20 protein-coding genes are annotated in these 23,394 nt (G+C 35.2%); 4 read left to right on the top strand and 16 right to left on the bottom strand.

What is annotated here, in order from left to right; all coding sequences use genetic code 11:
• Window positions 1–5: 5 nt before the first annotated feature.
• The 5 genes from AC2CGR_RS06820 to AC2CGR_RS06800 all read right to left on the bottom strand — a co-directional run bounded on the left by AC2CGR_RS06820 (window position 6) and on the right by AC2CGR_RS06800 (window position 6,390).
• Complete coding sequence (locus AC2CGR_RS06820; protein ID WP_484480679.1) at window positions 6–899, bottom strand: isochorismatase family protein; 894 nt, start codon at window positions 897–899, stop codon at window positions 6–8.
• A 24-nt stretch (window positions 900–923) separates the two neighbouring features.
• Complete coding sequence (locus AC2CGR_RS06815; protein ID WP_484480678.1) at window positions 924–2,540, bottom strand: (2,3-dihydroxybenzoyl)adenylate synthase; 1,617 nt, start codon at window positions 2,538–2,540, stop codon at window positions 924–926.
• A gap of 12 nt (window positions 2,541–2,552) precedes the next feature.
• On the bottom strand, window positions 2,553–3,752 hold the full coding sequence (gene dhbC / locus AC2CGR_RS06810; protein ID WP_484480677.1) for an isochorismate synthase DhbC: 1,200 nt from the start codon (window positions 3,750–3,752) through the stop codon (window positions 2,553–2,555).
• 25 nt (window positions 3,753–3,777) lie between these two features.
• Complete coding sequence (gene dhbA, locus AC2CGR_RS06805) at window positions 3,778–4,563, bottom strand: 2,3-dihydro-2,3-dihydroxybenzoate dehydrogenase (RefSeq protein ID WP_484480676.1); 786 nt, start codon at window positions 4,561–4,563, stop codon at window positions 3,778–3,780.
• Between the two features lie 624 nt (window positions 4,564–5,187).
• Entirely contained in the window at window positions 5,188–6,390 is a 1,203-nt protein-coding gene (locus tag AC2CGR_RS06800) for an L-lactate MFS transporter (protein WP_484480675.1), read from the bottom strand.
• 477 nt (window positions 6,391–6,867) lie between these two features.
• Between AC2CGR_RS06800 and AC2CGR_RS06795 the strand changes: the two genes are divergently transcribed.
• Entirely contained in the window at window positions 6,868–7,053 is a 186-nt protein-coding gene (locus AC2CGR_RS06795; RefSeq protein WP_087968036.1) for a YkvS family protein, read from the top strand.
• 210 nt (window positions 7,054–7,263) lie between these two features.
• On the opposite strand, the gene AC2CGR_RS06790 is transcribed toward AC2CGR_RS06795, so the two are convergent.
• Window positions 7,264–7,563, bottom strand: a complete 300-nt coding sequence (locus AC2CGR_RS06790; RefSeq protein WP_000214794.1) for an ArsR/SmtB family transcription factor — start codon at window positions 7,561–7,563, stop codon at window positions 7,264–7,266.
• A 330-nt stretch (window positions 7,564–7,893) separates the two neighbouring features.
• On the opposite strand from AC2CGR_RS06790, the gene AC2CGR_RS06785 reads away from it, so the two are divergent.
• Window positions 7,894–8,067 carry a hypothetical protein gene (locus AC2CGR_RS06785; protein ID WP_061687784.1) on the top strand — a complete coding sequence of 58 codons (174 nt, stop codon included), beginning with the start codon at window positions 7,894–7,896 and terminating at the stop codon, window positions 8,065–8,067.
• A gap of 114 nt (window positions 8,068–8,181) precedes the next feature.
• Here AC2CGR_RS06785 and AC2CGR_RS06780 read toward each other — a convergent pair whose 3' ends face one another.
• The 4 genes from AC2CGR_RS06780 to AC2CGR_RS06765 all read right to left on the bottom strand — a co-directional run bounded on the left by AC2CGR_RS06780 (window position 8,182) and on the right by AC2CGR_RS06765 (window position 13,122).
• Complete coding sequence (locus AC2CGR_RS06780) at window positions 8,182–11,271, bottom strand: AAA family ATPase (protein WP_484480674.1); 3,090 nt, start codon at window positions 11,269–11,271, stop codon at window positions 8,182–8,184.
• Window positions 11,268–12,425, bottom strand: coding sequence for an exonuclease SbcCD subunit D (locus AC2CGR_RS06775; RefSeq protein ID WP_131102093.1), 1,158 nt, complete (start codon window positions 12,423–12,425; stop codon window positions 11,268–11,270). Before AC2CGR_RS06775 ends, AC2CGR_RS06780 begins: the two co-directional genes overlap by 4 nt.
• Before the next feature lie 15 nt (window positions 12,426–12,440).
• Window positions 12,441–12,680 (bottom strand): DUF2584 domain-containing protein, encoded by a 240-nt coding sequence (locus AC2CGR_RS06770; RefSeq protein WP_000667348.1) that lies wholly within the window; start codon window positions 12,678–12,680, stop codon window positions 12,441–12,443.
• 184 nt (window positions 12,681–12,864) lie between these two features.
• A complete protein-coding gene (locus tag AC2CGR_RS06765; protein WP_087968030.1) occupies window positions 12,865–13,122 on the bottom strand; it encodes a hypothetical protein in 258 nt (85 codons plus the stop codon).
• 316 nt (window positions 13,123–13,438) lie between these two features.
• Between AC2CGR_RS06765 and AC2CGR_RS06760 the strand changes: the two genes are divergently transcribed.
• Both AC2CGR_RS06760 and AC2CGR_RS06755 read left to right on the top strand, forming a co-directional pair.
• The gene (locus AC2CGR_RS06760; protein WP_131102091.1) at window positions 13,439–14,494 is read left to right on the top strand and encodes an enoyl-CoA hydratase/isomerase family protein; all 1,056 of its coding nucleotides are present in this window, start codon (window positions 13,439–13,441) and stop codon (window positions 14,492–14,494) included.
• Window positions 14,495–14,701: 207 nt separating this feature from the next.
• Window positions 14,702–15,334, top strand: a complete 633-nt coding sequence (locus AC2CGR_RS06755) for a LysE family translocator (RefSeq protein ID WP_484480673.1) — start codon at window positions 14,702–14,704, stop codon at window positions 15,332–15,334.
• 71 nt (window positions 15,335–15,405) lie between these two features.
• Here the strand turns inward: AC2CGR_RS06755 and AC2CGR_RS06750 are convergent, their stop codons facing one another.
• The 6 genes from AC2CGR_RS06750 to mmgD form a co-directional block, all read right to left on the bottom strand.
• Window positions 15,406–16,866, bottom strand: coding sequence for a CoA-acylating methylmalonate-semialdehyde dehydrogenase (locus AC2CGR_RS06750; protein ID WP_000633351.1), 1,461 nt, complete (start codon window positions 16,864–16,866; stop codon window positions 15,406–15,408).
• Between the two features lie 36 nt (window positions 16,867–16,902).
• The gene (locus tag AC2CGR_RS06745; RefSeq protein ID WP_087968024.1) at window positions 16,903–17,793 is read right to left on the bottom strand and encodes an NAD(P)-dependent oxidoreductase; all 891 of its coding nucleotides are present in this window, start codon (window positions 17,791–17,793) and stop codon (window positions 16,903–16,905) included.
• Window positions 17,794–17,809: 16 nt separating this feature from the next.
• Window positions 17,810–19,519: an acyl-CoA dehydrogenase family protein gene (locus AC2CGR_RS06740; protein ID WP_087968022.1), complete on the bottom strand. Its 1,710-nt coding sequence runs from the start codon at window positions 19,517–19,519 to the stop codon at window positions 17,810–17,812.
• Window positions 19,520–19,673: 154 nt separating this feature from the next.
• Window positions 19,674–20,582, bottom strand: coding sequence for a methylisocitrate lyase (prpB, locus tag AC2CGR_RS06735; RefSeq protein WP_000312630.1), 909 nt, complete (start codon window positions 20,580–20,582; stop codon window positions 19,674–19,676).
• 18 nt (window positions 20,583–20,600) lie between these two features.
• On the bottom strand, window positions 20,601–22,037 hold the full coding sequence (prpD, locus tag AC2CGR_RS06730; protein ID WP_000598133.1) for a 2-methylcitrate dehydratase: 1,437 nt from the start codon (window positions 22,035–22,037) through the stop codon (window positions 20,601–20,603).
• Window positions 22,038–22,135: 98 nt separating this feature from the next.
• Window positions 22,136–23,257 (bottom strand): citrate synthase, encoded by a 1,122-nt coding sequence (gene mmgD / locus AC2CGR_RS06725; RefSeq protein WP_140349812.1) that lies wholly within the window; start codon window positions 23,255–23,257, stop codon window positions 22,136–22,138.
• Window positions 23,258–23,394 lie beyond the last annotated feature (137 nt).

Raw genomic sequence — 23,394 nt, 5'->3', positions numbered from 1 at the left:
ATTTGTTACAGCACCTGTGCTGTTTGTGAAGATAGTAAACTGTACCAACCCGCAACAGTTGGACGTTCTGCTAAATCTGCAAAAGTGATTTCTTTCCCTTCACGACGCCACTTCTCTACTAAACTCATAATTCTGACCGAATCAAGCCCTCTATTTAATAAGTCCTCATCAATATCAATACTCTCTACTGGCTCACGAAGTAGTTGTGCAACTAGTTCATGCACTTCCTGTATAGTGGTTCCTTCACTCTCATCACCTTTTACACTTTGTAAATCGTTTAACAGTAGGTTTGTTGATGTCGTTACTGCACATCTATTAGATGCATACTCCAATGCTTGTTTATGATGCTCTAGTGAAAAATCAGCAACTGCGTCTGCTACAAAGAACGGCTCTATACCATCCATAAATGCTTCACAAGCTGTTAAAAGGCAGCCAATATGCGCATAAATACCGCAAATAATGAGTTGATCTCTTCCTTGTTCATTTAAAATTTCTAATAGATTTGTCTTTTTAAATGCACTATATCTCCATTTTGTTATGAATATATCATCCTCATCAGGAGTAAGTTCATCAACAATTTTCTTTTTATCTGGTCCAGCAGGTATACCGTCACCCCAAAAGTCTTGTAATAAACCTCGTTGTTCTAACGTTTGCCCACCAGGTTGTGCTGTATAAACAACTGGTATACCAAGTTCCTTACATTTTTCTCTTATCATTTTAATATTTGAAATAAGTTCTACTTTTGGTGATTCTTTATCGCTATATGCATCAAGAAAGTATTCTTGCATGTCATGAATTAAAAGTACTGCACGTTTCGGATCTGGTGTCCAATTCACTTTATTTTTTGGTAGTTCTGATTCAATTGGCATTTTATATACTGAAATAGATGGGATAGCCATCTAATCACTTCCTTCCGATTTTTATTATTGTTTTACTGTAATAAGTTTTTGAGCAATGACTTTACGTAGTTCTTTTTTGCTGACTTTTCCGACTCCTGTTTGCGGGAATGATTCAATAAATTCAATTCGATCTGGAATTTTATAAGCCGCTATACCACGTTCTCTTAAAAACATTTTTAATTCACTTACTGCCGGAACTTGTCCGCGAACTATAACAAAAGCACAGGTGCGTTCACCTAAATAATCGTCAGGCATAGATACGATTGCTACGTCATGGATCGCATCGTGTGCTAATAGATGATTTTCAACTTCTTCCGCAGCAACTTTCTCACCACCACGGTTAATTTGATCTTTATCTCTTCCTTCTACAATGATGTATCCTTGTTCATTTACTTTTACAAGATCACCTGTGCGATAAAATCCATCCTTTGTAAATGATCGTGCATTATGCTCTTCGGCTTTATAGTAACCACGAATTGTATATGGACCTCGTGTTAATAAACTACCTACTTCGCCCGGTTTTACATCGTTGTCATTTTCATCAACAACTCGTACTTCATCGAGTGCAGACATTGGTCTACCTTGTGTATGAATAATAATTTCTTCCGGATCATCTAATCTTGTATAGTTCACTAATCCTTCCGCCATACCGAACACTTGCTGTAACGTACATCCAAATGTAGGGCGTATACGTTTTGCAACCTCAGCGCTAAACTTAGCACCACCTACTTGAATCACTTCTAGACTCGATAAATCAGCATTACGAGAAGATGCAGCATCAAGCCAAACCATTGCTAATGGCGGTACGAGAGCAGTAATCGTAACTTTTTCTTTTTCGATAAGTGTAAATGCCTCATCCGGACTACCTCCAGTTGCCAGCACAACTTTTCCACCCGCATAGAAAGTTCCAAATGTTCCAGGAGAGCTCATCGGGTAATTATGTGCTACTGGAAGAACGGCCATATAGACACTCTCTGCACTTAAATTACAAATTTCAGCGCTAACACGTAAACTATAAATATAATCATCATGCGTTCGAGGAATTAATTTAGAAAGTCCTGTTGTCCCTCCTGATAATTGGAGAAACGCAACATCACTGGGCTGAACTTCTGGTAATGGAACGGGATCTATATATAAATCACTTATGTTCACAAATTCTTCTTCTTCTCCCACTACAATGACTTGTTGTAAAGTTGGTACTTTCTCTTTCACTTCTCTTGCTAGTTTTCGATAATCAAAACCGAGAGCCTTATCTGAAATAACGTAAGCATTCGCCTCACCAAACTCACAAAAATAACTAATTTCACTACTACGATGTGAAGGTAGTGCAAAAACAGGAAGTGCTCCGATTCGAAATAGCGCAAAACACATTTCAAAAAACTCGATAACGTTAGGTAGTTGGATTACGACTCGATCCTCTTTCTTTATTCCTAAATTCAGTAAACCTGACGCTAAGCGATCTACTTTTTTATCAAGCTCACTATACGTTATATGCGTATTTCCACTTACAACTGCAATTTGATCCCCATATTTTTCAGCACGCTCTCTTAACATCCCGCCAAATGTTTCTCCAAGCCAACAGCCTTCTTCTCGGTAACGATTGGCAAATTCTTTTGGCCATTCTGTATAACCTGTTAGCATTCTTTCTGCCCCCTACTTTTCATTAAGTGAACTATCATTTAATCCTAAAGCTTTCAGCATCGTTTGGAACTTAGCTGATGTTTCTGCTAACTCATCTTCTGGTTTTGACTCAGCAACAACTCCAGCTCCTGCATATAAACGGAGTGTATTTTCTTGTACTTCAGCACAACGAATTGTAACAATCCATTCTCCATCTCCATTTAAATCGCTCCATCCTAGCATTCCTGTAAAGAACTCGCGGTCAAATGGCTCAATATGCTGTATAGCCTCTCTTGCTTTTTCCATCGGAGTTCCGCAAACTGCGGGAGTAGGATGAAGGGCAATTGCTAATTGTAAAGAAGAAGTATTTGGATCCTTAAGCTCGCCTTTCACTTCTGTAGACAAATGCCACATCGCTTCACTATGAATAACGGATGGTTTTTCCGGAACATGTAATGTATGACAGTATGGGCGAAGCGCAGTGGCAACCGCTTCCACTACTACTGCATGTTCATGTAAATCTTTTGAAGACGAAAGTAATTCCTCTGCTCTTCTCTTATCTTCCACTGGGTCATCGCTTCTCGGTCTTGAACCAGCTAACGGATTAGAAGTAACTTGCATACCATTACGTGAAACGAGTAATTCAGGGCTTGCTCCAATTAACGTCTTACTATTCTCGTTTTCATCTTTCGATAAATTCACAGCAAATGTATAACCGTGCTTATTATGCTCTGCTAATTCTCGAAGAAGTTTTTGCTTATCAATCCTTTTGGAAGATTTAACATCTAACGATCTGGATAGAACGATTTTCTTTAAATGCCCATCCTGTATTTTTTCAACTCCTTGCTTCACGCCATTCATATACACTTCAGGCTCTGGCATTGGCGTCATTTCGAATGTTACGTTCTCATTTGTTTCAAACTGATTTGTTGTATCCAATTGTAAACGCTCAGAAATTCTGCTATATTCTGGTACGATAAGTTGAACTTCTTTTCTACGATCAAATGGCAAGGCACCGACAACGATAGGATTCGGATTTCCTGCTTGTTTTGCATTACGTAACACTGCTTGCACAAGCTCTGGGAAACTTTCAATTTCATGATGCTTTACTGCAGTAAATCCTCCTTCTGTCAATATCGTTCGAGTTGGTGAAGCGAAAAAGAAAGAAGATTCAGTCTTATAATCTTCTAATAATTTTTCCGACAGTTCCTTTACAGCCGTAAATTCATTCATAGTATATTAGCCCCCTAATTTTTTATTAAACTCCTAATGTAGCTCCGCCATCGACACATAAATTGTGCATTGTAATGTGGCTTGCTTTATCTGAAGCTAAAAATAATACCGCTTCGGAAACTTCTGAAGGCTGTGCAATTTTTTGTAACGGTATACCGAGTCTATATGTACTTTGAGAGCCCGCAATTATATTTTTTGCCCCATTCTCATCAGCCCATAGTAACCTTTGCATTTCAGTTTCAGTAGAACCCGGAGAAACTAGGTTACAGCGAATGTTGTACGCTGCAAGTTCTAAACCTAAACATTTCATAAACATCGTCGTAGCAGCTTTTGATGCAGCATATGCAGCCATCTCCACTCTCGGCGTATTTGCTGCATTTGAACCAACTGTAACAATTGCCCCTGACTTTCTTTGCATCATATGTTTGCTTACTGCTCGGGACATATAGAAAACTCCTGTAGAATTTACAGAGAATGTTTTATTCCAATCTTCATCACTTAACGAGTGAATCGCTCCCATACGTAAAACCCCTGCAACATTTACTAATATATCTATTGGCGTTATTTCATTTGCAATATGATTTATCATATCTTCAACAGCAGCACTATCACTTACATCTAAACGAAATGTTTTCATACGTGTTTTATTTAATTCATTTTGTTTTAAGAGTACTTGTAACCCCTCTTCATTTTGATCAACCGCAATAACTGTAGCTCCTCTTTCTAAAAACATTTTGGCAACAACACTACCTATACCTTGAGCTGCACCTGTTACTAAAACAGTTTTCCCATCAAATTCCCCTAAGTTCATTTCCTCTATCCTTTCATTTAAAAATTAATCTAATTAAACAAATGATAATTTTAATGATAATGATTATCATTATCGATGTTAAAAATAATACACTTACTAAAGTAATTGGTCAAGTGTACTTTTCATCAAAATATTATTCATTGATAATGTTTTTCATTTAATAATCTTACACCGAAATGATAATCTTTCTCAATAAACTTGTCAACCTATTTTTATTTTTCAGATAAAATTTTTTAGTAATTTTCAATACAATTACATCTAAAAGTATTAATAAGTACTTACATTAATACTTTAATTCATACTCCTCTTTGTAAAAATTGAAGAAGATAAACTATAGATACGTTTATTTATAATGCTTTTTAAAAAACTCAAGTATATACTTTCTCAATATTTTTCTGAAAATATATCTTGCAATTATCAATGCATGTCTTGTTAATAATTTAAGATTTAATATGTATTTCGAATATAATATACCATTTTTATATTCCAATATAATCCAAATAACAATTCCACTCACTTTTTTGTCTCAAAAAATTATATAACCCCCTTAAAATAATTCAAAAAAAGCACCCTATTTAACAGGATGCTTTTTCGTAATCATAGTGTTATAGAAGATTTATATACTTATGCTACGCTGCAATATTCTTCTTCTTGTTCTTTTTTCTGTTTAGGTGCTTGAATTAAAATTGCGATAATGAATGACACGACACATAATACGCCGATCACCATGAAGGTTGGTTTGAATCCACCTAGAAGTGCACCGATAAAGGAACCTGCAAGCGCTCCGAATCCAAATCCTTGATACACAATTCCGTAATTTTTACTATGGTTTTTCATACCGAAGAAATCACCAACAATAGCTGGGAAAATAGTGATATTTCCACCAAAGCAAAACGCTACACTTGCTACACATACAAAGTAAATACCGTAATTTAAATCTACAAAACTTAGAACTAATACTGAACTCGCCATAACAACAAAAGTACCAGTAACGATTTTCAAACGACCAATTTTATCTGATAAAGGCCCTAGAATAATACGACCTAAAGTGTTGAATATTGCAACCATAGCCACCGCATTAGCTGCTGTCGCTGCGCTAAGCCCTACAAGTTGAACACCAATATCTTTTACCATACCAATTAAGTATAAGCCACTCATACATGATGTAAATAACATGATGAATAATAAGTATACTTGTTTTGTGCCTAACATTTCTTTCGTTGTATATTCATGAGTTTTTGTTTCCTGAACTGCACCTTGATCAGCAGCTTGATGGATTAAACAAGCTCCAAGAACAATCATAGCTGTAACAATTAAACCCCAATATATAAATGCTTGTGATACACCAACTGATTCAATTAACTGTGCGTTAACGTATTTAAAGATTAAGCTACCAGAACCATATGCAGAGACAGAAATACCAGCAATTAAACCTTTACGCTCTGGAAACCACTTTATTAAATTTGATAGTGAAGTGATATATGCTGTACCATCTGCATATCCTACAACAACTCCTGCAAGTACATAAAGCAATATCAATGAGGAAGCTTGTGAACTAAGTATTAATCCTAGTCCTAATGCTAGTCCAGCTATCATAATAAGTTTACGAAGTCCCCATTTTTCTTGCAATTTACTCGCAAATAAAGTTGAAAATGCTAAGGAAAGACTAGTAATTGAGAAAGTTATCGCAACTGCGTTAAGACTCCAACCGTATTTACTAACTAAAGGCTGATTGAATAAACTCCATGTATATATCGTTCCAAGCCCCATTTGTACGATGACTGTGCCAAGGACAACAAGCCATGGATTAACAGTTGATTTTTTCATACCTTTCCGCCTCCTCTTTCTATTTCAATGCTTTTCGCTAAGTCTTGTTTTTTTATGTTCATTTTGGTCACCTCTTTTGATTTAACACCTTCATTGTATAAGATGTTTCCGCTTATGTAAGCACTTACAAGACAGAGCGTCAAAAACATAGAATCAGTTACAGAAAACGAAGGACGAAATACAAAAAACTACTTATTAAATACATAAGCAGTTTTTATAATGTTTAGCTTCAATACGATTTACAGCTGTTATATCATCTTTTTTGTAAAAATCATGTCTAAATTTATACCATTACTAGATTGCAAGATTTTAATTTTCCAATTAAAATAGAAAAAATTTTTCACACTACGATGTACTTTATCTTTTATAAAACCACAAATATTTTTTTGATAAATAAAACTAAATATTCACTAATATACCTATACGTGGTTTAATATATATAATAAAAAATATTTCTGTCTTTAATGAGGAGGTACTATGAAAGCAAACGTAGGGGATACTATACTTTTTCAACGAAACAATTTAAAGATTACGGGATCTGTACTAAAACTTTATACTGAATCGGTCTTAGTTGAAATTACAGATGTAAGCGGTGGTACTTTTGAATTTGAACGAACAATTGTAAATCATAAAAACTATAAAATATTAAATACGAATACATAAAGTGAAACTTTAATCAGTGGGGGTTTTGTTCATCCCCCACTGATTATTAGTTGAACCAATCGGACGTTTACGGACAGTTGATCTCCCACCTAACTTCTTTGCTCCAACTGAATTTTGAGGTGGGAGTTTTACTGTCCGTTAACGCGGGATAAAACAACACAAAATAGCCTCTGCTCACCAGCAGCGGCTATTTTATATGAAAATACTTCATTAGTTTATATATCCTAAAACATTAACAATCTTACTCGCTTTTAAATTGTTAATATGATAATAAATTTCTAAACCTCTTCTCTCTGCTCGTAACACTTTACCCTTCATTTTTGATAAATGTTGTGAAACAGTAGATTGTGGAATATTCAGTAACTCTGTTAATTGTGTTACATTACAAGTTTTTCTTGTACTTAATTCATTTACAATTTGCAGTCGGATTGGATGCGCCATAATTTTTAAAATATCTACATCTTCTTCTGAAACTAAAGTTTTTTTCATTTCACTCGTATATGTTGTCATAAGACATTCCCCTTTTATATGAATTCCTTTTATTTAGATCTATTTCCAAAATATTTAAAACTCTGATGTGAAACCTTTATATAAAAATAATAGAATTTTAAATTTTTAAAAACAGAAATACATTCAATTCACTTTATTTATTTGGTACATATACATAATACAATTTTAATATGTGCTCTATGTGAAGTTCGCATAAATTTGTAATGAAGATTTTTCAAACAATTCACATCTAACTACATATTTCCTCCTAACACTATCCAGTGATTTTAACATATTTTAGGCGTTTGTATATACTATCTACAAAATAAATGTTGTTTAGGGGGAATTCAAATGCCAACAACGTTACAGGAGGAAGTCGAGGAAGCACGCGAAACGTATGTCAGTCGTATCATATTAGTCAGTGGATCAGCTTTATTTTTAGTAGGTGGTGTTATATCAGCAATTTCGGCTTTTAAAGCTTATAATCGTTTGGAAAACACGCCGCCTTCTACAGATAACTCCTGAGTGAGTTATCTAATTCTGAATAACAAATAAATGCCTCCTCAATACAGAGGAGGCATTTATTTTATCAAAAGTTCTATACTAAAGAATCGCAAATAATATGAATTACAATTGAACTTACTTCACCACAAACCGAGTCTGACTACACCCATCCTTCTGCTTCGTTACTTCTAATACAGCTGGCATTGCGTTTTTCAGCTCTTGAACGTGTGAGATTACACCAATAAATCGGCCTGATTTTTGTAAGTCAATTAAGGCGTCAACTGCTTTTGTTAATGACTCCTCATCTAATGAACCGAACCCTTCGTCAATAAACATCGTTTCAATCGAAATACCACCTTCATACGCTTGAATGACGTCTGCCATTCCAAGCGCTAAACAAAGTGATGCATTAAATTTCTCGCCGCCAGATAATGTTTTTACATCGCGTGTTTGGCCAGTATATGCGTCGTATACATCTAAGCCTAATCCACTTTGGCGATTTCTCTTTTCAACTCGTTCACTGCGTTTTAAATAAAATTGTCCATTTGATAATTTACGTAATCGTTCGTTTGCAATTTGAACAATTTGTTCTAAATACTCAATTAAGATGTAACGTTCAAATGATATACGGCTTTCGTTATCACCTTTCATTACTTCATATAAGTCAACAAGTTCTTGGAAAGCTTTTTCTTCCTCATGAATTTGCTCATCAATACGTTTAATATTTTCATGTAAATCAGAAATATATGTTACCGCATTTTGCGCACGTTGACGTTTTTCTTTAATGATATCAAGATTAATTTCTAGTTCTTGTATGTGTTCACCTAACGCTGTAATATCCATATACTCTTTATCTTTTAATTCAGCATGTAACTCTTCAATTTGTTTCGCAAGTACTTCAAGAGATGAGTAATAGCTTTGAATTTCTTTTTGTATCATTTCCATCTCAGCATCACTTAATTTAGCTTCTTTATACGTAGATTGATCTGTAAATCCGCTCTGCTCAAGCTCTTTCATAAAGCGCGTGAATGTCTCTTCTTTCTTCAATTTTGCACTTTCAAATTGAGTAGAAGCACCTTCCTGTTCTGCTTGAATACGTATATTTTCGTTTTGCCAATGTTGATACGCTTCCTGCACTTTCTTCCATTCGTCCTCCATTAATCTGAGTTCATGCATAGCTTGATCAAATTGAACTTTCCAAGCTTGGACTGTCTGTAAGTTTTCAGGAATGTTTTTCTTATCATGTTCATATGACGTACGAAGCTGCATATAATCCATTTCGATACGGTGCTGCTCTGTTTCTACCTCACGTTTTTGTTTCTGAAGTGCATCTACTTTTTCTTCTACGCTTTTTATATTCACAGTTGTTTGCTTACGCGTTTCTTCACTTGCCTTTAACGTATTCACTTCAGTTGCTAATTGTTTTCCCTTGTGAACAAGTGCACTATATGTTTCATCTAATTTCTCTGAGCGATAGCCCCGCTTCTTAACCTCTACTATTATCTGTTCATATTGAAGGTGATAGAAATTCCATTTCTCCTCTAACTGAATATGTAATTTTTCAGCAAGATTCTTCTTGTCTCTTAAATCATTTAACTCTTTTTCATCGATCGCATCACTTTGCTCTGTAGCTTTTTTCGGATGGTTCGTACTACCACATACTGGACAAGACTCGCCAGCATGTAAATGAAGAGCTAATATACCAGCTTGTTCACTTAACCAGCGGCGTTCCATATTTTCATATGCGCTAACTGCCAATTGCATCTTACTATATGCTACCTCTTTTTCTTTCTCGAATTTTTGTTTTTCTTGCCATACATCATATGCTTGCTTTAAAACTTTTGCATCTTCTCGCATATTCGTTAGTTCTTCTACTTTAGCTACATATTGCTCAAGTGCTTGTTCGAGTTGTTGTAATTCACTAGACATTAGCTGTTTTTGATTTGTATGCTCTTCTAATTGTCGATCTAAGTTTTGCATACTTTCTTTTAATTTTCCTATTTGAATTTCTGCATTTTGTAAATTCAACTGTTTCTCAGCTAACGATGCAATAATCGATTGTAACTCTTCTAATCTTTGAACAAGTTTTTTTGCATCTTCTCTCTCAGGTTCTTTATTCTTTACTGCTTCATATTTCCCCTGAGCAAGTTCAAAATTACTCATTATATTATCTTTTTTGGCGATAATTTGTTTTAACAAACTTTCAGCTCTCTGCTCATTTTGCATCGCTTCTTCGTGCCATTGTTCAAATGGTAATAAGCGCTTCGCTTGTTCCGCACGCTTAAAAGATGCTTCTTTCATTTCAATAACTGTACGATTTTCTTGTAAAGTATTATATTTCTCATTCTTTTGTTGTAAATCTATAAACTTCTCATTTACAGACTTCGCTGCGTGAAAACGTGTTTCAGCATCCTTTAATTGCTTCGTTTGAACATCTTGTTCTACTTGTAATTGCTCAACTTCTGCCTTATACACAGCTGTTTCTTGTTCTAATGCTTCTACTACTTGATGCGTATTTACATGCTCTTGTTCCACTAATGTCTCTAATAATGCTCCATCTCGGATCGGTAATTTAAAAACATTACGAAAATGTAGCTCTCGCTCTTTTTGTTTTTCTTGTAAGACGTCTTTCCATTGTTTTCGTTTTTGATCAAGTAACTCTCGCATTAACTTATAACGATCTGTTTTAAAAATACGACGCAAAATTTCTTCTTTGTTTTCAGTCTCAGATGTTAATAGTTTTCGGAATTCCCCTTGCGGTAACATAACAATTTGACTAAATTGATGTTTACTTAAACCAATTAAATCTTCTACTTTTTTATTTACATCCGTTACATGAAAACGATCAACAGCTGGAACCTTCTCTTCATCAATTACTTCATATAATTCTACTGCATGTCCCGTAATCGTCTTGTTCCCTTGTTTTTTATGTCCCAGTTGTCGTTTTATTTCATAGCGTTTCCCTTTTAGCTGAAAGGTTAATTCTACGCTTGTATACACATTATCATCAGCAAATTGACTGCGGAGCATACTCGTATCACTTCGTTCTTCTCCGCTTGCTTCACCATATAATACATAACAAATCGCATCAAAAATCGTTGTCTTTCCAGCGCCCGTGTTCCCAGAAATGGCGAAAATACGATGCTCTCCCAGATCGTCAAAATCAATTACTTCTTTTTGTTTATATGGGCCAAATGCCGTCATAATAAGCTGAATCGGTCTCATCCTCGTTCACCTTCCCGTTCTTGCACTGTTTGTAATACTTCTACAAATAGACGTTCTTTCTCTTCTGATAAATCTAAACCTTTCATTTCTTTATAAAAAGCTTTTAATAGTGATAAATCATCCATTTTATGTCTTGAAACAGTTACTTCATTTGACTCTGTGAACTCTTGTCTTTGAATGGATCTTTCAACATGCATTGCATTTGGATATACAGAGCGTATTTTTTCCATTGGCTGCAAGACAGGATTTTCATCTAATAATTTTACAAACACGTAATCTTCACTTACTGGATGTTGTAATAATTCATCTATTTTCGCTTCTACTGTTCGCATTTTACGACGTGGTGTAAGTAACCTTTTTTCAATTGTTGCTTCACCTTGCTCGTTCAGCTCCACAATATAGTATCCTTTTTTATGTTTTTCTTCAGAAATAGAATACGCAAGTGGCGAACCTGAATATCGAATTGTCTCATTACGTACGAAATGCGCTTGATGTAAATGTCCAAGCGCTGTGTAATGAAACTTATCAAAATAATGACTATTTACGTATTCAGCACCACCAATTGAAAGCGGTCGTTCAGCATCACTTGTATTCTCTTCCGCCTCTCCAGCAGAAGTTACAAATGCATGACCAACAAATACATGTCTCGCTTCTTTATCCATTGTTTCAGAAAGCTCATTCATAAAAATACGCATCGCATCATCATGAGAACGTACGTCTTCATTTTTCAATACATGTCTAACTATACTTGGATCCGCATATGGAACGAGATGGAAGTGAACCTCGCCATGTTCATCATTTAATATAATTGGTTCATAAGGAAATTGGAATTGCCCCACAATAAATAATCCTTGTTTCTTCATTAAACTACTTCCAAAATGAATACGATCTGGACTATCATGGTTTCCAGCAACTGCAATAACTGGCGTTTGTAAATCAATCACTATTTTTTGCAGCACATCATTTAATAAGTCTACTGCTTCTGTAGGTGGAATTGCTCGGTCATATAAATCCCCTGCAATAATTACGGCATCTGGTTTTTCTTCTTCAACGGCTTGTACAAACTGATCTAATACAATCTTTTGATCTTCAGTCATATATACGCCATGAACAAGCTTTCCTAAATGCCAATCCGCTGTATGAAATAACTTCATGGTTTCCTGCTCCTTTTAATTTACTGAATTTAGTGATACAAGTTGATAGTTTATTGTAGTTTTTCCGTTCTCCCATTCTAACTTTTGTATCATTGCACTACCAATTCTTTCTTCATTTGATTTATATAAAGGTAATATTTCTTGAACTGTAAATAAGTGATAACCATCCAATTTTAATTGAAATATGTTTTCTTCTATATGTAATCTTACTTCTTTTTCATTTGAAATAATTTTTGTGTGCATCTCAAATTTCATGATAGATACAACCCCTTTTTCTAATCTCTACACTATTAATAGTATATTGGCTATGCAAGATTGACAAGTAAATACACGGTAAAGTACATACTTTTCTATTGCCATATGTTTTTTTATTTTCACATACAATACGGTATGTGAAATTTTATTCGTTACAAAAATAAAGATGTCTCATGTGACATCTTTATTTTTGGATAAAGTCTTTCATTACATAATATAAAACTGTAATGAAAACAATCGCTACAAAAAATGAAAATACTGCGACAATGTACCCATCCTTATTTAATAGAATGCAAAAAGAAATAGATATGATAAAAATCGGAAATACAAGTCGTACTTTATCCTTCACTTCCTCTGTCGTATCTGTATGATGAAAATACTGCGTTATCCCTATTATTAAAGAAGACAAAATAATCACCGACAATAGTAAAGGTACTGGCATTCCGATTTCTCCTTTCTCTATTTCTAATGAAAAGCAATTTTTCTTTCATTATAATTACTTCAAATATTCTTTTCGAAGTGATTATGTATAATTTACACCTATATAATAGCGTGTTTCTCATGTTAACTTCAAATAATTACAATTACAGTAATGTTGTAATATTCATTTTCAACCTCCAAAATCCTGCAAATATAACTCGTCAAAATATGCAGTGTACAAATTAACATGTACCGCCAACTTTAGACAAAATTTATAAAGGACATTTCAGTACGTATCAAGAATTAAGAATAAGAAGATATGTAAGGGAGGATGAATTATGACTGAACACGTTTTATTTTCCGTTAGTAAAAACGGCGTTGCATCAATTACTTTAAACCGCCCAAAAGCACTTAATTCTTTATCTTATGACATGTTGCAACCAATTGGGCAAAAACTGAAAGAGTGGGAAAATGACGAGCGAATTGAGATTATCATTTTAAAAGGTGCTGGCACAAAAGGTTTTTGTGCAGGTGGCGACATTAAAACTCTTTATGAAGCACGTTCAAATGAAGCTGCATTGCAGCATGCGGAACGTTTTTTTGAAGAGGAGTATGAAATTGATACATATATTTATCAATATAAAAAACCGATTATCGCTTGTTTAGATGGAATTGTAATGGGTGGTGGTGTTGGTCTTACAAATGGTGCGAAATATCGAATTGTAACTGAGCGTACGAAATGGGCAATGCCTGAGATGAATATTGGCTTCTTTCCAGACGTCGGTGCTGCTTATTTCTTAAATAAAGCTCCAGGGTTTGCTGGCCGCTATGTCGCTTTAACAGCATCTATTTTAAAAGCTTCTGACGTATTATTTATAAACGCTGCTGATTATTTTATGGAATCTGATTCATTACCAAATTTCCTTACTGAACTGGAAAGTGTAAATTGGCATAAAGAAGATGATGTACATACTCATTTAAAAGAAGTCATTCGTACATTTGCAACTGCTCCAAAATTAGAAAGTGAGCTTGCCCCTTCATTAGAAGAAATTAATTCACATTTTGCATTCGATACAATTGAAGAAATTATTCATTCATTAGAGAAAGATCAAAGTTCCTTTGCTTTACAAACGAAAGAAACGTTATTATCAAAATCTCCTATTTCACTAAAAGTAACATTAAAACAGTTTATTGATGGACAAGATAAGTCCGTTGAAGAATGTTTCGCTACTGACCTTGTACTTGCTAAAAACTTCATGAGACATGACGATTTCTTTGAAGGAGTACGATCCGTTGTCGTTGATAAAGACCAAAATCCGAATTATAAATATAAACAGTTAAGTGATGTTTCAGAAGAAGATGTAAATAGATTCTTTAACTTACTTAACGCATAAAGTAAAACTTTCATAAGTGGTGGGTTAACCCTCTCCAATCGCCCGTTTATACGGGATAAACCTGAGGCTATAGAGTCATGTCATTACACGACTCTATAGCCTCTTTACCATTTAATAATTTTTAATAAAATTTAATTTTATTAAATCGAAATGTGTGCTACACTGATTTTAATCAAATATTCTAAAAATAACAAAGGAGGAGCGACTATGATTGAAAATTATTTTCTTTTCATCATTATGTCTATTTGTCTTATTATTTTACCCGGTCCTGACACTGCAATGGCTACGAAAAATACATTAGTTGCCGGTAAGGTGGGCGGGGTAAAAACAGTGTTCGGCACATGTGTTGCACTATTAATTCATACTTTAGCAGCAGTAATTGGACTTTCCGCACTTATTGTAAAGTCAGCTCTTTTATTTTCTATTTTCAAGTATGTTGGAGCTCTATATTTAATTTATATTGGTATTAAAGCTCTTTTAGCAGTAAGAAACAAAGAAGGTGTTGCTACGAATGATATATCTTTGAATAATGAAAACGAGCATTCTTCTTATTTTCGCCAAGGGTTTCTTACAAATTTATTAAACCCTAAAATTGCAGTCTTCTTTTTAACATTTTTACCGCAATTTTTAAATCCAAATCATAATACGTTTATCCAACTTCTCATAATGGGCCTTACTTACCTAGTTTTAACAGTTATATGGTTCGCTTTTTATATATTTTTAATTGATAAAATTAGTGCTTTTATGAAAAAACCGAAGACACAACGTTATATTCAAGGGTTAACAGGAATCGTCTTAATTGGTTTCGGCATTAAACTCGCTTTTGAAAAAAGTAATTAACAAGACGAAAAACACCACATTTTCAGGGTGGTGTTTTTCATTTAACAACTGATTTAGCTGTTTACTCTTTATTAAAACCAGCGCTCAGTGACAACTTTTTTACGTGTATAGAATTGAACGCCGTCTGTACCATTTGTACCTAAATCACCAAAGAATGAAGCTTTATTCCCCGCGAATGCGAAGAATGCCATTGGTGCTGGAACGTTTACGTTTACACCGATCATACCCGCATCGATGTTATCACGGAACGTTTGTGCATGTTTACCGTTTGATGTATAAATAACCGCACCATTTGCAAATTTAGATTGATTTGTTAGTTTAATACCTTCTTCTAAATCTTTAACACGCACAATGCTTAATACTGGAGCAAAAATCTCATCTTGCCAAATTTTCATTTCTTGATTTACACCATCAAAGATTGTCGCACCTACAAAGTAACCTTCTCCAACTTCTTCCTTAATTTTACGGCCATCTACTAATAAAGTAGCCCCATCTGCTACACCGCTGTTAATATAGCCTAATACACGCTCTTTATGAGATTCACGAATTAATGGTCCAACATAATTATCTTCGTGGAAACCGTCACCTACTTTTAACTTCTTCGTCTCTGCTACTAGTACGTCGATGAATTCATCCGCAATTTCATCAACTACTGCTACTACTGAACATGCCATGCAGCGTTCTCCGCTACTTGCAAATGCAGATCCAATTACACCTTGTACTGTTTTCTCTAGATTGCAATCTGGCATAACAATCGCATGGTTTTTTGCACCAGCTAATGCTTGTACACGTTTTCCGTGTTTCGTACCTGTTTCATATACGTAACGAGCTACCGGCTCAGATCCAACGAACGAAACAGCTTGAATATCTTTATTTTCTAAAATGCTATTTACAACATCTTTTCCGCCTTGCACTAAATTTAATACGCCTTTCGGGAAGCCAGCTTCATAGAATAACTCTACAAGTCGCTCTGCTAAAAGTGGCGTTCTTTCAGATGTTTTTAATACGAATGTATTACCGCAAGCAATTGCAAGTGGGAACATCCATAATGGAATCATCATCGGGAAGTTAAACGGTGTAATACCAGCGACAACTCCGATTGGGTAGCGCCAAATTGATCCATCAATGCCGCTAGCAATATTCGGAAGTGCTTGTCCCATCATTAAATTTGGTGCTGACGTTGCAAGTTCTACCGCTTCAATACCACGCTGCACTTCACCAGTTGCATCCGTTAATGTTTTACCATTTTCTAGCGTAATGATTTTTGCAAGTTCTTCTTTGTTTTCTTGTAAAAGCTGTAAATATTTATACAATTGTCTTGAACGATTCGGAACTGGTACTTTAGACCATGTTTCGTATGCTGCTTTTGCTGCTTCAACAGCTTTTTCAACATCTTCTTTCGGAGATAGCGGAACGTAAGCGATAATTTTTCCAGTCGCCGGATTTGGAACTGCTTCTACTTCTGTACCAGTAGATTCTACCCACTCACCATTAATATGATTTTTTACTCGTTTAATTTCAGTTGTAATCATTTTATTCTCTCCTTTTTTATGATGTTTATAAATCTATTATTTTTGATTAGAAATTAATTGTTCACTAACTTTCTTATATAAAGCAGCCATATCGTTTTCACCATACCCAGCTTCACTTGCTTCTTCATATACGTTTAATAGCATTTCGCTTACTGGTAAGTGAAGTTCACTTTCTTTCGCTAAATCTACTGCAAACCCCAAATCTTTCTTTAATAAATTTACAGTAAAACCTGGCTCGTAGTTTTCTGATGCAATAAAACTTTTATAATTGCGCTCATAAATTCTACTTTGGCCGTAACTTACATTTAAAATATCAAACATTTTATCCAAATCCATATTGTTCTTTTTCGCTAATGTTAATGCTTCACTCACACCAGCTGTATAAAAACCTATTAATAGGTTATTAATTAATTTAACAGTTGTACCACTATCAATTTTCTCACTAACATGGAAGATGTTTGCACCTAATACACCCATGATAGATTCCGTTTTTTCATATACTTCTTTTGATCCACCAACCATAAACGTTAATGTACGGTTTTCGGCTCCAATTACCCCACCACTTACAGGTGCTGCTAAAAAGTCTACTTTCTTTTCTTTTGCCGCTTCCTCTAACTGTTTGTTTAACTGTGGAGATACAGTACTTGTATCAATTAAAACTACATTTGAATGACTATTTTCAAATAATCCTTCTTGTCCAAAATACACCGCTTCAACAGCCCGAGGTGAAGGTAAACTTGTAAAAATCACATCGCATGTCTCTGCTAATTTTGAGATTGATAAGCCAATAATTCCTCCTTCTTTTTCAAAGGAAGCTTCAGCATCTTTATTTAAATCCACTCCATATACTGTGTAACTTGATTTAACTAAATTTTTAGACATCGGAAGACCCATGTTACCTAAGCCGATAAAACCAATCTTTTTCATATCGCTTTCCTCCTATTTACACAATATACTTTCCACGATTTATAATAGCTTTCGCAACTTCTCTCTTTTTTGTAAATACGTTCGTGTATAAAGGTACTAATAATTGACGAATTTCAGCTAAAATTACGTGTCTATCTTGTTCTTCTGTAACAGCCGCTGAAAGTATAGAAATCGCCGCTTCTTCTACTTTACGATAGCCTTCTTCACAAATAACGTCAGTTATCATTTGTTTCGTACGTTCTTTCTCTTCACCATTTTTACTAATTGCTTTACTCGTACGTAAAAATGCTGATTCCATGACGTACACGTCCGTTAACATATTTGATAATACACGTGAATATTCTTGCTCTTGATCAATTTTTAGCCCTGGAGTTTTAGAGAGCGTTTTCAAAGATTGTTTCAACAATTTTTTCGCTAATAAAATGTAACGATGGTTTCTTTCGACATTTGCTACATCAATCTCTACTTCAGTATCTTCAATTTGTTCCATTTGTTTCATTAACATTTTGGCAACTGTTAATCTGTTAATCTCATTCGTTCCTTCAAAAATACGACTAATTCGAGCGTCACGATATAAACGTTCTACTTCGTATTCTTGCATATAACCGTAACCACCATGAATTTGTACAGCTTCATCTACGATGTGACCAAGTGTTTCAGAAGCATTTACTTTATTTAGTGCACATTCAATTGCAAATTGAGACATTTTCTTCATAAGATCTTCATCGCTCTCATGAATTGCTTCATCAATTACACCTGCTGTACGATACGCTGCACTTTCTGCTCCATAGGTAGCAATGATCATATTTGCAATTTTCTCTTGAATCATCGTAAAGTCTACTAATTCCGTTTGGAACTGTTTACGTTCTTTTCCGTATTGAACGGACAATCCAATTGCTTGCTTTGCTGTTCCAATATTTCCAAAGGCAAGTTTTAATCTAGCAAAGTTAAGAATATTAAGAGCTACGTGATGCCCTTTCCCAACTTCCCCTAAAACATTTTCTGCAGGGATGACAACATCTTCTAAAATAAGAGTCGCTGTTGAAGAACCTTTAATCCCCATTTTCTTTTCTTCTAGTCCAATGGATACACCTTCACATGTTCTTTCGACAATAAACGCTGTCATTCCTTTATTTGTCTTCGCAAAAACAACGTATACATCTGCCATATGAGCATTTGTAATCCACTGCTTCTCACCATTTAACTTCCAAGCAGTTCCATCTTTATTTAATACTGCACTCGTTTTTGCACTTAAAGCATCAGAACCAGCATTTGGCTCAGTTAAAGCATAAGCGCCAATCCATTCTCCAGACGCAATTTTCGGCAAATATTTTTCTTTTTGTTCTTTCGTTCCGTAATATATGTAAGGCAATGTACCTACACCAGCGTGTATATTAAATGAAACGCTAAATGCACCAGCGTATCCCATTTTTTCTGCTACAAGCCCTGAAACTGCCTTTCCTAATTCGAATCCGCCATATTCTTCTGGGACCTCGATACTTAATAATCCAAGTTCCCCAGCTTTCTCAAATAATTGACGAGAAACTTTATAGTTATGTTGTTCAATATTCTCCATTTGTGGAACAATTTCTTGTTTAACGAATTGTTCTGTCGTTTTTGCGATTAAATCTTCATCACCTGAAAAATCTTCTGGTGTAAAGTAAGTATGATTTATATCTTTATTAAGTGAAAAAAATTCATCCCATGGTAACTTCGTTTTCTCCATCTGAATCCCCCTATCATTTCGGCCTAATTTTCTACTACATATGCTCGTCTACGATGAGTGGAATATCTTATTTTTGAAAACAGAAGGCGATGAATTTTCACATCAAGCAGTTCGTCTTGCTAAAGATGTATTCTCATCGCCTTAGTTGTTGTATCTATTGATCCTCTGATAATACTGTTTTTGCAATACCAGTATCTAACTCTTCAAAGTCATGATATGAAATTGTTTCATATAACTCACTTCTCGTTTGCATATTAGAAAGTGCATCTTTTTGAGAACCTGTTTCCTTAATTAAAGTAAACACATTCTCATATGCTTTCGCTGCTACGCGAAGTGAAGTTACAGGATAAATAACCATTTGGAAGCCCATATTCGCAAATTCTTCTGCACTATAATACGGTGTTTTTCCGAATTCAGTCATATTCGCTAATAAAGGTGCATTTACCTTGCTATTAAATAGACGGAATTCCTCTTCTGATTGTAGCGCTTCTGGGAAAATTGCGTCTGCACCTGCTTTTACATATGCATTTGCTCTTTCAATTGCTTCATCTAATCCTTCTACACCACGAGCATCTGTGCGTGCTACAATATACAAGCTCGGTGCAACTTCTTTAATCGCTTTAATTTTTTGAACTAATTCTTCTGTCGTAACGAGTTTCTTACCATTTAAATGGCCACATTTCTTTGGTAATTGCTGATCTTCAATTTGGACAGCTGCTACTTTCGCTTCCACCATTTCTACAGCAGTTCTCGCTACATTTAATACACCACCAAACCCTGTATCAATGTCAACAAGAACAGGTAAATCTGTAGCTCTTACTAAATCTCTTGCTCTCTCTGCTACTTCAGTAGACGTTACGATTCCTAAATCCGGTAGCCCTTTACTTGCAGTATAAGCAGCTCCCGATAAATAAAGAGCTGAAAAACCTGTATTTTTCGCAACTAAAGCTGCCATTGCGTCATGAGCACCTGGAATTTGCAAAATTTCATTTGCTTCTACTAAAGCTCGGAAGCGATTCGCAAGCTCTTCTTGTGTTGACTGTTTATCCACAACCCAAGCCATTCTAGATTCCCCCTATTATTAAATTAAGAATAGATCTACGAATTCGTTTACATTCATATTTTCTAGTTTTTCTTCATTTAAACAAACTTCATGAATTTGTTCTTGTTGCTTATTAGAATAATGACCTGCCATATTCGCAGTGAATTTTTGAACAACTTTTGGAATCGCTTCGTCTCTACGGAAACGGTGTCCAAGTGGATATTCACATTCCACGCTCTCTGTTACAGTGCCATCCTTGAAATGAACTTGAACAGCGTTGGCGATTGAGCGCTTGTTCGGGTCAAGGTAATCTAAACTGTACTGTTTGTTTTCAACAACAACCATCTTATTACGTAATTCATCTACACGTGGATCATTTGCTACTGCATCCTCGTAATCGTCCGCAACAATATCTCCTTTTAATAAACCAATTGCCGTAATGTATTGTAAGCAATGATCACGATCAGCTGGGTTATTTAATGGACCTTCTTTATCAATAATACGAATTGCTGATTCATGAGTTGTAATTGTAATACGGTCAATTTCATCTAATCTTTCTTTAATTTCCGGATGTAATTTCACAGCACATTCTGCAGCTGTTTGTGCATGGAATTCTGCTGGATATGAAACTTTAAATAATACATTTTCCATTACATAAGACTCTAATGGTCTAGCTAATTTTAATTCTTGTTTATTGAATAATACATCTTGGAATCCCCATCCTGGTGCAGATAATGCTGTAGGATAACCCATTTCACCTTTTAGAGCAGTCATTGCAAGATGAACACCGCGGCTCGTCGCGTCACCTGCTGCCCATGATTTACGTGATCCAGTATTTGGAGCATGACGATATGTACGAAGACTAGAATTATCAATCCACGCATGTGATAATGCATTAAAGATTTCTTCACGTGTTCCACCAAGCATTTTCGCAACTACAGCAGTTGTTGCTACTTTTACATATAATACGTGGTCAAGACCAACACGGTTTAAGCTGTTTTCTAAAGCAAGTACACCTTGAATTTCATGAGCTTTAATCATCATTTCTAATACTTCACGTACTTTTAACGGTTCTTTTCCTTCTGAAATACGAACACGGCTAATATAATCTGCAACTGCTAAAATTCCTCCTAAGTTATCAGATGGATGTCCCCACTCTGCTGCAAGCCAAGTATCGTTATAGTCTAACCAACGGATCATACATCCGATATTAAATGCACCTTTTACTGGATCTAGTACATAAGACGTACCTGGTACTCGTGTACCATTTGGCACGATTGTTCCTGGTACAACTGGTCCTAATAATTTCGTACACTCTGGATATTGTAGCGCTAAAATTCCGCATCCAAGTGTATCAAGTAATACGTAACGAGCAGTACTGAATGCTTCTGCACTTGTTACCTCTTTATTTAATACATAATCCGTAATCTCTTCTAATAATGCATCTTTTTGTTTAATTTCATTTGTTTTAATCATGCTATCCTTCCCTTTCTGTCGAAAATTCGTTATTATTAATGATGGGTGTCGGTCAAACACCCATCTGGCGGGCGGCGCTAACAACTCCCCAGTTGTTCTTATTTACTAAGCACATGTCGCTCGCCAATATAATTTACACGTGGACGGAACAAACGATTGTTCGTATGTTGCTCGATAACGTGCGCACATAGTCCTACTGTTCTAGAACTAAAGAAGATTGGTGTGTACAGTTGAATTGGAATACCAAGCATCCAATATACTGGAGCTGCGTAATAATCAAGGTTTGGATAAATTCCTTTTTCCTTCTCCATAATCTTTTCTCCAGCTTCACACATTTCATATAGTGTATAATCACCTTTTACATCACATAACTGCTTTAAAGCTTCCTTCATCATTAAAGCTCTTGGATCCATCTTCTTCATATATACACGGTGTCCAAAGCCCATAATTTTTTCTTTGTTATATAGTTTCTTCTGTAATAACTCTTCAAACTTTTCAACATTACCAGCTTCTAAAAGCATGTACATAACCGCTTCGTTCGCACCGCCATGTAAGCTACCTTTTAAAGATGCAACCGCACCTGTTAAAGCACCATATAAGTCGGATTGCGTAGATGCAATAACGCGCGCTGTAAATGTAGAGTTTGGCATTTCATGTTCACTATATAAAACAAGGGAACGATCAAAGATCTTCTCCTCAAGTTCAGTTGGTTTTTTACCTGTTAACATATAGAAGAAATTCGCGCTATATGATAATTCCTTAAGTGGTTCAATTGGCTCTTCATTATTTAAAATATGATAGCTATTCGCTACTATGTTTGGTACTTTACTCAATAATTTGTATCCGCGGCTTTTGTTTACTTCTAACGAGCGGTTTTCAATATCATGATCGTAACCAGCTAATGCGGACACACCTGTACGCAATCCATCCATAGGGTGCGTTTCTTTCGGTAATGCCTTCAGTACGTTGAATACACCTTCTGGTACCGCGTATTCTTCTTTTAATTTCTTTTCAAGTGTTGCTTTTTCATCTTCATTCGGTAGATGTTCTTCCAATAAAAGGTGCACAATGTCTAAATACTCTTTTGTTTTTGAGAGTTCGATTAAATCATACCCTTGAATTACAATTTCACCTTTCACTGTGTCAAGAAACGAAATCTTCGTCTCCGCTGCCACTACACCATCTAATCCCGGGGAAAATTTTTCTTCAGCTTTCATCATTATTTCCTCCAATCCTAATAGATCTTCGTGCACATAACTGTAAGCCTTTACAATATTGTGAAACTACATTTCTATTTCAATGTATCAGAGTTTTTAGAAGATTTCAATTTATTTTATAATGATAAGTTTCCTATACT

The sequence above is a fragment of the Bacillus sp. LSHTCR4 genome, from assembly GCF_057197025.1.
The sequence above is the reverse complement of the archived record's forward strand: the minus strand, read 5'-3'. Positions and strand labels throughout refer to the sequence as shown.